Here is a 13,139-nt window from a genome sequence, read left to right on the forward strand (position 1 = left end):
TGCTTTCATTTTTGATGACCCTATTCTATCGCTGATGTTGCAGATGGTTTGGGGAATTGCGGTTCAGGAATTCCAGCGGGCTGAGAACTGGATCAATGGGAGCCGGGCCATAGCCAACCGGCCCTTCAGAGGCGATCGATGTTGCCAGTGCCGCCCGTGCCGCCACAGCGGTGAGTTTGGTGAGTTTACGGAATGGGTGCGCTATGGTTGGGGCGATCGAGCGTTGCCGGAATTACCGAAACCGGACGGCGGCGATCGATCCAACGGGCCAACGGCCCAACAGTGGTGTGAAGGAGACAATCGAAGATGTTAGTGCAGCAACAGCCGTCCCTGACTTGGTTGCGGCGCGAGCGGGCCTGGGTGGAAATTGACCTGGCGGCCCTGCGCCACAATGTGCGCCACCTGAAAACCTGGGTGGGCGATCGGGTGGAATTGTTGGCGGTGGTCAAGGCCGATGCCTATGGCCACGGGGCGGCGACCATTGCCCGATCGGCTCTGGCGGCGGGGGCCCAATGGCTGGCCGTGGCCACGATCGAGGAAGGCGGCCAACTCCGAGAAGCCAACATTGATGCACCCATTTTGGTGTTAGGCGCAGCTCACACCGCCGATCAGATCAAGGCGCTGCTGCATTGGAAACTACAACCCACCCTCTGCACCTTGCAACAGAGTTTCACCTTTGCGGAGGTGCTGAAATCCTTAGGGCGATCGCTGCCGGTACACCTCAACATCGACACAGGCATGGCCCGGCTGGGAACCCGCTGGACGGAAGCCGCTGATTGGGCCCAATGGGTTGCCCAAGCGCCGCCCCTGCGCCTGGCCAGTTTGTATTCCCACTTCGCCACGGCCGATGAACCGGATCCCACGGTGATGCGGCTGCAATATCAGCGATTTCAGGGATTTTTGCAGGATTTTTCCGAACGGGCCCGATCGAGCGGCCTGACCCTGCCCAAAATTCACATGGCCAATTCCGCCGCCCTACTGGCCGATCAGGCTTACCACTTCGATCGGGTGCGGGCTGGCCTGGCGCTTTATGGCTTGGCCCCCGCACCACACCTGGCCGGTATTTTGCCCCTGCGGCCGGTGATGAGCATCCGGGCCCGCATCACCCAACTGAAGACGATCGAACCCGGCGAGGGGGTGAGCTATGGCCATCGTTACGTGGCCCAGCGGCCCACCCGGGTGGCTGTGGTCGGAATTGGTTATGCCGATGGAGTGCCGCGCAACTTGTCTAACCAAATGCAGGTTTTGATTCGCGGGCGATCGGTTCCGCAGATTGGGTCAATCACCATGGATCAGTTGATGTTGGATGTGACAGACTTTCCCGGCGATCTGATGCCGGGTGAAGTGGTCACCCTGTTGGGAGAGGATGCCGGCCAGCAAATTCGGGCAGAAGATTGGGCCGATCGCCTGGGAACCATTTCTTGGGAAATCCTTTGCGGCTTTAAGCATCGCCTACCCAGGATTACGGTTAATGATTAATAGGAGGTTGAAAGATTAATAGGGAGCTGAAATGAGCTGATGGCGGCAATTGCGGGATTTTGGAGAAGCTTTCGCAGATACTAAGGAAATCCTGCTTAACCTTGCGCCCTATCCCGCCCAATGACCTTTCGGGTAAAACTCTCGCTTCATGGTTGCCTGGCAACGGAGGGACTGTTGGCCCGCTTGGACTTGTGGCGCAGCCCCCATCACCAACAAACTTGCGATACTCGCCTGCCGCCCGCACCGGAATTGGTCCAAGTGGCCACGGAATTTTGGGACTTGTGGGCGAGTTATCCCAACCTGCGAATTAAGGTGAAGGGCGTTCAGCGACAGTTGCCCCTTTCTTTGCATCGTCAACAGTGCCAACTCGCGGCCGATCGCCTGCAAACTCTGTTTAACAACTGGTTGGAGGGGGAAAGCTTTCGGGAAATTACCCATGAAATTCTGCGATTTAGCAATCCCGATGATGATCTGTGGCTGTCGATCGCCACGGACGATCGCCATGTGCCAAGGCTGCCTTGGGACGAATGGAAACCCCTGAAAAGTCACCAGCTTGCCTGGGGCTGTTGTCCAACCAGTGGCAAAACACCACCCATTCAGGCGCGATCGGCCCCTAGGGGCTTGGTTCGGATTTTGGCGGTTTTGGGCGATCGGGAGGATTTAGACCTGGATCCCGATCATCAGGCCCTTCAACAACTGAGCCAAGCGGGGCTGGCGAATGTGCAGTTGCTGGACGCTCCGACTCCTGAGCAGTTTTTTGATGCCCTGCGCGATAACCAACCGCAAGTGCTGGTCTTTGCGGGCCATGGCTATCCCGGAACTAGCAGCCGATCGGGTCAGATTGGCCTTAACCTGCGGAACAACATTTCCGTAGAAAACTTCAGCCATGCCTTGGAAGGCGCAGTTCAGCAGGGTTTGCAACTGGCGATTTTTAACTGTTGCCACAGTGTGGATTTGGCGGAAGCACTGCATCGATCGCACCTACCGGCCGCCATTGTGATGCGGGCTTCGGTTCCCGATCTAGTCGCTCAACATTTCCTCAAGGACTTTCTGACTCACTACGCCCAATCGCGGTCGCTGCCCCTATCTCTGTACGAAGCCCGTCGATCGCTCCAACGCTCCAGCGCCCAATATCCAAGGGCCGATTGGTTGCCGCTGGTCTTTCACCATCCCCTGTTAGATTTGCCCACTTGGCCCGATCGCTCCCACTTGGAAGCTGATTTCCAAAGCTGGAGCGAACCCGTTGGCCCCAGTGCAGCTCGGCCCAGCAGTGATCGGCCACTGAGGCAGGATTCAATTCAGAAATTCAGCCAGGAACCCGGTCAAGAAATCAGTCAGAAACCCAGTCAGAAATCAAGCCAGGAATTAGATCAGGAAATCAGTCAGAAATCTAGTCAGGAATCAAATCAGAAATTAAATCAAAAACTAAATCAGGCACTGAGTCCAGAAAACAATCAGCGTCCAGAAAACAATCAGCAAATTAGCCCGAAAGTTAGCCCCAAAGTTAGTCCGAAACCGTGGCAACTAGTCGGGCAGTCCCTTTTAGCCACAGGGATCACCATTGGCCTAGGCGGCATCATCCAGACCCCGGAATTTTGGGTTTATGACGCAATGTTGCAGCAGCGGCCGTTGGAATTACAAGATCAACGTATTTTGCTAGTCACGATTGATGAAAATGACGTGGCTTATCAAGATCGTCAAGGTTGGCGACGGATTCCAACGGCAGCTGGCGGGTTAAATTCCTTGGCTCCGGAGGCCTTGGCCAAGCTTCAGGAGCGACTGGCCACCCTGAAACCCAGCGTCATTGGAGTGGATATTTATTACCCCTGGCCGCTGACCTCCGCTTGGCAAAAGCGCCTCTGGTCGAATTCTCGGGTGGTGGGTCTGTGCAAATTAGCTGACCCAACGGAAGATACTTGGGAAATTCCGGCCCCAGTGGGCTTGAAGCGCGATCGGGTGGCTTTTTCTGATCAAGCCAGTGATTCAAAAAGGGTGGTGCGACGGCAACTTTTGGCCATGGCGGTTCCCCAGTCTAGCCAAGCTTGTCACGCCACCTATGGGTTGAGTGCTCTGTTGGTGGATGATTACCTGAAGCAACAGAGGGTGGCGTTTCAATCCGTGGGCGATCGATGGCGGTATGGTTCCGTCACGATTCCCCAAATTACCGCCGGAGCGGGGGGGTATGGGTGGTTTGATGACCAAGGCAATCAACTGCTGTTGGCTCCTCGGCGGGCGGATTGGGTGCGTTTGCCCCTGCGAGAGGTGTTGCAAAGTACCGATCGAATTCCTTGGACTGGTCAACCCAATCCGATCGTATTAATTGGCAATATCCAAGCCAGTTCTGAGGATCGATGGAAACTGCCGGGTGGGCAAGAGATTCCGGGCTTGGAGATTCAGGCTCACGGCATCAGCCAACTGATAAGCGCGGTGCTGGACAATCGCCCCTTGCTTCAGGCGATCGCTTGGCCGCACAAGTTGGGGTGGATTTTGCTTTGGGCGGGTCTTGGGGCAGGGCTGTTGGCGGTTGGGCAGGCAAGGAACCCGCAGCCTCGTTGGTGTGATCGACTTTGGATCGGGGCGATCGGCTCGCTGGCGGTGGGGGCGATCGGGATGATCAGTTTTTTTTGGGCGGCTTGGTGGTTACCGGTGGTGTCGCCCATGGTGGCCATGGGCTTGGTGTTGTTGCCAGTTCCCGGGAGAAAGGGCCGTTCCCAGTTCTCCCGATGGCTTGGCCTGGTGCAGCGACTCCCTAGGCGATTGCTGAGGTCTTCTTGAGGGGCATGGCTAGGCGATCGCCCGGTTTGGGTTCCAGGATTTGGGCTGCTAACCCTGCTCCCTGCAATTGGGTCTGAAGTTCTGCGGCATTGCCCTTCGCCCGCAACAGGGACACCAGCAGACCTTCGTATTGCACATCGCCCGCCGCCGCCGTCGGTAACATCACTTGGGGCCGCAGCATGGTGGCCAGCTTCAAGGCGCTGTTGGTTCCCTGAATAATCGGCAGGAATCCCCCGATCGATAGATCCATCAGCGGGCAAAGGGTCACATCCACTGGCCCCAACTCGCTCAACTCCGCCGGGTGATAGCCGTGGGGTTCATAGTAAAGACTTTCGCCAGTTTCGGGCCCCGCGATCGCCCGCAGAATGTAGCCGTTTTCTAGGGTTTTGGGCCCCGTAGGGGAGCCGGTGGTGGCGCGGATGGCCACCTGTTGATCCAGCGTCCAAGTTTGACCGTGATCAAGGGCGATCGCCGTTTGGAATCCCAACTGTTCGGCGACCTTGGCCGCGCTGGGCGATCCCAACACCGGCACGGTGCGATCGATCTGTTCCAAGGTGGGGCGATGGGCGTGATCCTCCAGCCCTTGGGACAGCAAAACCAAGTCCAAATTGGCGGGAATTGGACGGGGGTTGGGATGGGTGGCCTTAAAAAACCAAGCGGCATTCCCAAACATCAGCGGCCCCACAAACCAGGGATCGAGCAAAATGCGCTTGCCCGCCAGTTCAATTAACCAGCTATTGCTATCAAACCAAGTGAGGTGCATGGGTGCGGTCGGGAAGTTTGCGAGTGGATCTGCCTTGTATCGTAGCGCTGGATTTTGACTGTCGATCCTGTCCGTCATCGCTCGTCCACCGGATGGCTAACTGGCGCGATCGGCAAATGTTCGATCGTCCTGCCAACCGCGATCGAGCAAACCACGCAGGGCCCGCCGACAAATATAAGCCGTGGCTCGGGTGGCAGACTCCCGCTGCCAACGCTGGCAACAGTCCCAAACAAACTGCGGCTGCGATTTGGCCGCGTCATTGAGCCAATTGGCGACGCTGTTTTGCACATACCGCGCAGGATCCGCCCGCAGGGGTTCCAGCAGCGGCAATCCTAGGGATGGCTCGCGCTTCAGGGCTTGGATGTGCGCACACCATACGCCCCGCGGCCGGGTTAACTCCGTGGCGAACCGACGCAGATTCGCCGATGGGTGAAGCGTCCAGGGAATTAACTGGGCGATCGCCAGTTCCAATTGATGGGCCGCATGGGGCCGCAACGCCATCCAAGCCCACTCCCGCACATTGGCGTTGGGATCGTCCGCTAAGTTAGCGATTTGGGCCAGGCGATCGGGCAACGACAGCCCCGGAGCCAAGCCCACCATCATTGCAGCCCAACTGCGGGCCGTGTCACTGCGGTGGGTGGCAAATCGCTCCGAGCCGGCCAAACCATACCGATCGAGCAGCAGTTGCCCCACGATTTGCATCCGAGCCTTGATTTTCAAGTGGTCATGGGCGGTCACCTGTTCCAAAATCGGCGCTCCCACGTCGGGGGCGATCGCCCGGAGCAGTTGCCCATGGTCGATCGCCAGCACTTCCGTGAGGGTCACCGCCTCCAGCGTTCCGTGGTTCAGTTGCTGCAAAATAGCCGGAGCAATTTCTGCGATCGACTTCGCACCGGTACGCGCCGGAGCCGGGGAAACGGGACAAGTTTTCATGCCAGATATTGTCATGCCAGATACCAGTGGGTGAGGTCAGCCGGGGAGGTCAGGCTTGGATCCAGCAGCCGATGCGACCACCTGCACCAGATCCTAGTGAGGCGATCGCCCAAAAACAAATTTCAGTCAGAAATTTCAATCAGGAATGGGCTGCCCCTCACGCCAATGGCTGATTAACCCCGAAAACTGCGGCTAGGGAACCTGTCAATCAACTGACCAACCACTGACCCATGAATCAGGGGGTCAATGAGCACCGATTCAGGATGAATCATCCAGTGATTTCAAATGCTTTAAACACCTTTTTTTCAAGGAATGTTTTAAAACAACATCAAAGTCAAAAATGATTGCGATCGGGCCAGCATTCCGCTAAAACTAGTGACTGTCGTGGGCAGTGACACCCATCAAAGTTGACGAAACCGGCTGGGTTCATCGAACTCGCGGGGGAACTCAAAAGATTGGGTTGCTGCCAACTCCCGATCGCCCGGGGAGCCTTGGCCCAAGATTTTGTTCTGCATGGTCATCGCGTACCCCATCCCTGGCCCGATCGCCCGATGGTCGAAACTCAAACCGACCATTTCTAGATGCCCGAACACTAATGAATCCTTCAATCTCTTAAGGCTTCAATTGCCCAATATTTCAACAGTGAATGATTGAATAATTGGATGATGGAAAACCTTGAGAGATTCTAGTCAAGCTTCATTAGTCCTGCACAGTGCCCCTCAATATCTAACCTGACTCAACAATTCATCTAAGATTCCTTGGATTCAGTTGAATGAATTCATTCAATTCGTCCATGCTTGTTCATGAGCTGAGGGTCATTGATCAAAGTTTGTGAACCTGATCGCCAATCATTCTGTTTTTCTGGGCAAAGTCTCTAGCCAGTTTTCGAGGGAGCCAGAGGTGCAATTAACTTCCGGCTCGCTTGGGCTGCTGTGAACTGGAAAAACTGAAAACTCGCGATTACCCATTGCGATGATTGGTGAACATGGGCTGATGATTGATTCTCGATCAATTTTTGAATTGTTGTGAGATATGGCGGCTATCTGCGTTGGGCAAGGGTGATTTTTGCTGTTTTGCTGCCTGGAATAATTACTACGATGGCCAAAGTCGAGTGGAGCGATCATTTCTGTATTGGTGACGATCGAGTGGATCAGGAGCACCAAGACATTTTTGAATTAGTGAATGAGTTGCAGAGTGCTATCGATCGTCAGGAATCGATGGACAAGCTAGCGATGATGTTGGAAAAACTAGCTGAACACACGATCGCCCATTTTCAGCATGAGGAATCACTCATGCAGGATCATGCTTACCCGGGACTCGATCGCCACAAACATTGCCACGATCGCCTAATTCAGAAAGTGACCAAACTGATTCAACAGTTTCAAACGGGTGAAACCAGCGCTATTCAGAATCTGATGAATTTCCTAGCCGATTGGTTGCGCCACCACATCAAGGGCGAAGATCAAAAAATGATTCAGTTTATGCAACAAAAGCACCACCAACTCACGATGGTCGGTAAAGCAGGTGAACTGATTGGAATTTAATGGGGAATTCATTGGGAATTCATTGGCCTTTGATCAGGAATTGGCTTGAAAATTTGCCAAAGATTCCACAATGACCCGAGCAACGGTTTCCGTTGAAAAGTGCTCCATGGTGGTGGCGTATCGATCGAACTGTCGATCGATGCCCATCACCTGTTGAATCGCGGTTGCCAGGGCCGTCGCGTCCCCAATCGGGATTGTTTGCACTGCGGGTAATTCACCAAAATCCACCGTGGAACCCACCGCTTCAGTGGCAATGAAGGGTAAGCCCGCTTGCAGACCTTCATTAATCACCAATCCCCAGGTTTCTCCTGCCCGATTTGAGGGCAAAGTCAGCACATCTGCTGCTAGGTAAAAGGGGGGTAACTCCTGCTGATTCCGAAAACCTAAAAACTTGACTGCCAAATCTGGCATAGTTTCTGCCTGGGCTTCCAGTTGTGGTTGCAATTCCCCAGCGCCCAAATACAGAACTGCTAATTGGGCTTGTAATGCTGGGGGTAATTGGGCGATCGCCTGGAGAATTAAACCGGGATTTTTTTTGGGAATTAATTTACCGCTAAAGAGCAAAACGGTTCGCTCTGGATTAAGCCAAAGGGCGGCACGGGTTTTGGCCCGAATCGTTTGTTTTTTTTCAGGAGATAAATCTGCAAACCGATCGGGCACGCAGTAGTAAGCCATGGCAATTCGGCTGGCGGGGATGCCGTGACGAATCAGGTGCTCGCGGTTCAGGAAACCGATCGCCACGGCCGAATCAAACAGCCCATACAGCAACCGATAAACCAGCGATCGCACGAGGCTTTTCCAGCCCTGGCGCGGCACTGCCTGATCATTGGTTTCCACCCGCAAACTGCAAGGAATTTTCCGAAATCTGGCGGAAATGGCAGCGGTGACAGCTCCCTTATAAATCAAGCTGTGAATCAGCAGGCGATCGGGTTTTTCTTGGCGCAAGAGGGCCGGAAAACCGGTGGCTCGCAAACTCCAAAAACCTTTGGGTTGCTTTGTTTGATTGGGATTCAAAACGACCGATCGATAGCCATTAAGTAGGGGTTCATCCCAAGCAATACTTTGGCCAAACTCCCGATCGCGGTAGCCCTGAATTGAAAAATCCGAGAGATAAACCACCAACAATTCATCACCTCTGGCGGCCAATTCTTGGGCCATGCACCGAAATACCGGAGCGTGATATTGCACCGGATGGGAAGCCAAAACCAAAAGCTTCATTGTTAGACCTGTGAGACCTATCTATTGCATTCGATCGACAATGCGATATTGCACCGCTTCAGCCACGTGGCCCGGTTCAATCGTCTCGCTTTGTTCTAAATCCGCGATCGTTCGGGCCACTTTCAGGATCCGATCGGTCGCCCTTGCCGATAATCCTAACCGTCGAATTGCGTTTTCCAATAGCGATCGGGTCTGATCCGTCAGGGCACACCAGCGGCGAATCTGGCGGCTTTGCATTTCCGCATTGCACTGCACGGGCGATTGCGATTCCTCTTGGGCAAAGCGAGACTGGGCCACCTGCCGCGCCGCCAACACCCGATCGCGCACGGCCGCCGAGGGTTCTCCACCGCTCGATCGGGTCACCTCTTCCGGTTGCAGCCGATTCACCACCACCTGCAAATCAATCCGATCCATCAGCGGCCCCGACAGCTTGGCCCAATAGCGTTGGCGCTGCATGGGCGAGCAGGTACAGGCCTGCACCGAATCGCCGTAATAGCCACAGGGACAAGGGTTGGTGCTGGCCACCAGGGTAAACCGCGCCGGAAATCGCACCGTTTGCCGGGCCCGGGAAATGGTCACGCAGCCTTCTTCGAGAGGTTGGCGCAAAAACTCCAGCACGTCCCGCTTAAATTCCGTTAGCTCATCCAAAAACAACACCCCTCGATGGGACAGGGAAATTTCTCCCGGTCGCGGAAAGCTGCCACCACCCACCAGCGAGGGGCCAGAGGCGGAATGGTGCGGACTGCGAAAGGGGCGATCGCGCACCAAGGTTCCCCGCTCCTTCAGCAAGCCAGCCACCGAATGAATTCGCGTCACTTCCAGGGCCTCCGCAAAGGTCAACCGGGGCAAAATACCCGGCAACCGCTGAGCCAGCATGGTTTTGCCACTTCCCGGCGGCCCCACAAAAATCAAGTTATGGCCACCAGCGGCAGCAATTTCCAACGCGCGCCGGGCCTGGGTTTGGCCCTTCACATCGGCCAAGTCCAACAACGCCAAGGGATCGGGCGATCGCCCTTCTGGGGGCGGTTGATGCGGCGCGATCGTTTGCGGTTGGTTCAAAAACCGCGCCACCTCCGACAAATGCTCAAACCCATAAACCTTTAGCTCCCGCACGATCGCCGCTTCGTCCGCATTGGCCGCCGGTAACACCAAGCCCACAATGCCCAACTGAGCCGCCGCCGCCGCGATCGCTAACACACCCGTCACCGGCCGCAAGGCTCCATCCAGCGCCACTTCTCCCACAAACAAGTGATCCCCCAACAGGGCTGCGCTCACTTGTCCAGAGGCGGCCAAAATTCCCACCCCGATCGCCAGGTCAAAACTCGGCCCCTCTTTCCGCAAATCGGCCGGAGCCAAATTCACAACGATTTTGCGCATGGGATAGGCAAATCCGGCATTTTTCAGGGCCGCTTTCACCCGTTCGCGAGATTCTTGCACCGCCGTATCCGGTAGCCCCACGATCGCAATTCCCGGCATCCCATTGGAGACATCCACCTCCACCCCCACCTTCACCGGGTCGATGCCCACCAAGGCCGCACTCCATACTCGGGCTAACATCGATTCCCGATCGCCTCACATTTTTGTGCAAAATCCAGGCTTTAGTGTATCAGCAGCGCCGGTCTCTCGCGAAACGATCTAATTCACTTGTCGGTTTATGATCAGTTGAATTCTATCTTTAAAAACTCAAGAGGTGTTTGTCGGATTATTCTTGTTTAGTACCTTGTTTGATTGATTTAACCATTAATTTAATGATTAATTTTTACTTTAGCTTTTATCGATTTATTTTACTAAATTAAGTTACCAATTAGATAAAAAATAACCTAATGAATCAACCGATCATGACTCAATGATGGTTTGTTGGTTACAATCATGGTTCAGCAATTCAGTAATCAGGAATTTTTTCGGGTATCAAAACGTACCTAGTATTAATATTTCTTGACACAATCGAATTGAACTGATGGCCACAGGAATTCGCTGGATTGATTCCTTCAGCACGCCCCCCTTGATAGACGGAATCTTTCGCCATTTCCAGGAACTTGGATTACCGTAAAGCGAAGATGCAATCTTTCCTGTGGCAGTTTCGTTCCCGTCCTGGGCCACAGATCCGAATCCCTCACCCTTGAGCTTTGAACACCCGAGCCATCCTGGCGATCGCGAATCAGTTCCTATGGTCAGCTCAGAAATTCCACTGACACAAGTTTCATCTCAGTCCCTACCTGTACCCGTGCGCCGCAAGTTTCGTCTCCGTACCACCCTGGTTTTGCCCTTTTTAGTCGAGTTAGTAACCGCCGTGGGGTTGGTGGGTTGGCTGTCGTTTCAGAGCGGCCAGGAAGCGGTGCGGGATTTGGCCAACCAATTGCGCAATGAGGTGACAGCCAGGGTGAGCGATCGGGTGCGATCGTATGTGGAAACTCCCCAGTTGGTGAATCAGGTGAATCGCGACGCGATCGAGCTGGGAATTATTGATTTACAAAAAATTGCCGAAGCTCGCACCTATTTTTGGCGACAAACGATCACCTACAAAAACATTGGCTATGTGGGGTTTGCCAATCAACAGGGACAATATTTGCGGGTGGGTTGGATCAATCGCCTTTCCACAACCGAAACGCCCCAAATTGCCGAACAGCTCGTTCCCGGTGGCGGAAACTTAAATTATTACGAAATTGACGAAAAAGGGCAACGGGCCAAGTTAGCCAAAAGCGTGCCTAACTATGATGTGCGCAAACGGCCCTTTTACGAAGTGGCTTTCAAGGCCGGAAAACCCACCTGGAGCCAAATTTATCTCAACTTTGGCAATCCCCTGTTGCAGATTAATGCCAGCTTGCCCATTTACGATCGCAACGGGCAACCTGCGGGCATCTTAACCAGCCAATTTGGTACGGATCAGATTCGTGGCTTTTTGCAGACCTTGAAAATTGGGAAAACGGGCCAGGTTTTTATTGTCGAACCCAGCGGCGAGCTGGTGGCCACTTCCCTGAAAGATCAGCCCCTTTGGGTGGAGCAGTCCCAAAAAGCCAAAAAAGAACTACAACGAGTTCATGCGCTCCAAAGTAACAATCAGCTTTTGCGATCGAGCGCTGAGTTCTTATATGGTCAATTTGATCAACTCTCAAATATTCAGCGCGATCATCAGTTTGAATTTTGGCTAAACAATGAACGTCAATTTCTGCAAATTTCGCCCTTCAAGGATGCCTATGGCTTGAATTGGCTGATTGTGGTGGTGGTTCCTGAATCGGATTTCATGGCCAAAATTAATGAAAACACCAGAAACACGATCACCCTCTGCTTTCTGGCGCTTTTAATTTCGGTTCCAATTGGAATTTTAACGGCCCGTTGGATTACCCAACCCATTTGTCGAATTGCCCAAGCTTCGGGAGAAATGGCCAAGGGCAATTTAGAGCAAACCGTTGCCAGCAGTCCAATCATTGAAGTCGATCGCCTGGCAGATGCCTTCAACAGCATGGCCACCCAACTTCAGCAGTCCTTTGAAGAATTGGAGCAACGGGTGGAGCGGCGCACCGCTGAACTGCGCAAGGAGAAGGAGCGATCGGAATTATTATTGCTAAATATTTTGCCCAGCCGGGTGGCAGACCAGCTCAAGGATTCCAACGAATCACCAGCGGAACAATTTGAAGAAGCAACGATTCTTTTCGCTGACATTGTGGGATTTACTTCCTTGGCGGCGCAACTGGAGCCTTTGGAATTAATTAATTGCTTAAATCAAGTTTTTTCCACCTTTGATCGGCTTGCGGAAAAGCACCATCTCGAAAAAATTAAGACCATTGGGGATGCTTACATGGTGGTGGGGGGCGTGCCGGTTCCCCAGGCAAACCATGCGGAATCCGTGGCGGATATGGCCTTGGAAATGCGATCGAGCATGGCCCATGCACTGGGGCCCTTGGGTGAACGGTTGGAAATCCGGATTGGGATCAACACAGGCCCTGTGATTGCCGGTGTAATTGGCACGAAGAAGTTCATCTACGATCTATGGGGCGATGCGGTTAATATTGCTTCGCGGATGGAGTCCCATGGGGTTCCTGGTTCGATTCAAGTCACCGATTCCACCTATGAACGGCTGAAGGATCGCTATCACTTTGAAGAACGGGGTTCAATTCACATCAAAGGTCGTGGTGAAATGAATACCTATTGGCTGCTGGACAAGCGATCAACCCTTTAGCCCTTCTTCAGCCCTTTTGGTTTCTGGGGCAGTACTTTGGGGTTAGGTTTTGAATCTGATTTTTTGAGGTGCATTGCTGAAGTTCCGGACTGAAATTTTCCAGGTGGAAATTTTCCAGACCGGAATTATTAGAGGCTGCTGGAAAAGTATCGTTCAGGACTTGATCAGCAATTGCCCAGCTCCAATGGTTGCGGGAGCAAGGGGCTTGATCCTCTGGCTTCCGTCGATCGCTGGGGCCAGTTCTGGGTAT

The 13,139-nt window shown here is 53.8% G+C and carries 9 protein-coding genes; 5 read left to right on the forward strand and 4 right to left on the reverse strand.

Annotated features, from left to right (window positions below; all coding sequences use genetic code 11):
• Window positions 1-34: 34 nt before the first annotated feature.
• From ACZA91_RS18445 to ACZA91_RS18455, 3 genes are all read left to right on the forward strand, one after another.
• Window positions 35-313: a hypothetical protein gene (locus ACZA91_RS18445; protein ID WP_463183966.1), complete on the forward strand. Its 279-nt coding sequence runs from the start codon at window positions 35-37 to the stop codon at window positions 311-313.
• Entirely contained in the window at window positions 307-1,479 is a 1,173-nt protein-coding gene (gene alr / locus ACZA91_RS18450; RefSeq protein WP_463183968.1) for an alanine racemase, read from the forward strand. The genes ACZA91_RS18445 and alr overlap by 7 nt, the downstream gene beginning before the upstream one ends.
• Window positions 1,480-1,599: 120 nt before the next feature.
• Entirely contained in the window at window positions 1,600-4,254 is a 2,655-nt protein-coding gene (locus ACZA91_RS18455; RefSeq protein ID WP_463183970.1) for a CHASE2 domain-containing protein, read from the forward strand.
• Here ACZA91_RS18455 and ACZA91_RS18460 read toward each other — a convergent pair.
• Both ACZA91_RS18460 and ACZA91_RS18465 read right to left on the reverse strand, forming a co-directional pair.
• Window positions 4,229-5,017 (reverse strand): MBL fold metallo-hydrolase, encoded by a 789-nt coding sequence (locus ACZA91_RS18460; protein WP_099531925.1) that lies wholly within the window; start codon window positions 5,015-5,017, stop codon window positions 4,229-4,231. The genes ACZA91_RS18455 and ACZA91_RS18460 overlap by 26 nt on opposite strands.
• Window positions 5,018-5,113: 96 nt before the next feature.
• Entirely contained in the window at window positions 5,114-5,950 is an 837-nt protein-coding gene (locus ACZA91_RS18465; RefSeq protein WP_190355169.1) for a DNA alkylation repair protein, read from the reverse strand.
• 1,097 nt (window positions 5,951-7,047) lie between these two features.
• On the opposite strand from ACZA91_RS18465, the gene ACZA91_RS18470 reads away from it, so the two are divergent.
• Window positions 7,048-7,494, forward strand: coding sequence for a bacteriohemerythrin (locus ACZA91_RS18470; RefSeq protein ID WP_463183972.1), 447 nt, complete (start codon window positions 7,048-7,050; stop codon window positions 7,492-7,494).
• A 33-nt stretch (window positions 7,495-7,527) separates the two neighbouring features.
• On the opposite strand, the gene ACZA91_RS18475 is transcribed toward ACZA91_RS18470, so the two are convergent.
• Window positions 7,528-8,712 (reverse strand): glycosyltransferase family 4 protein, encoded by a 1,185-nt coding sequence (locus tag ACZA91_RS18475; protein ID WP_463183974.1) that lies wholly within the window; start codon window positions 8,710-8,712, stop codon window positions 7,528-7,530.
• 21 nt (window positions 8,713-8,733) lie between these two features.
• Window positions 8,734-10,269, reverse strand: a complete 1,536-nt coding sequence (locus tag ACZA91_RS18480; protein WP_190530597.1) for a YifB family Mg chelatase-like AAA ATPase — start codon at window positions 10,267-10,269, stop codon at window positions 8,734-8,736.
• Between the two features lie 667 nt (window positions 10,270-10,936).
• Here ACZA91_RS18480 and ACZA91_RS18485 point away from each other — a divergent pair.
• The gene (locus ACZA91_RS18485) at window positions 10,937-12,889 is read left to right on the forward strand and encodes an adenylate/guanylate cyclase domain-containing protein (RefSeq protein ID WP_463183976.1); all 1,953 of its coding nucleotides are present in this window, start codon (window positions 10,937-10,939) and stop codon (window positions 12,887-12,889) included.
• The last annotated feature ends 250 nt before the right edge of the window (window positions 12,890-13,139 follow it).

The organism is Limnothrix sp. CMB-01, from assembly GCF_055193175.1.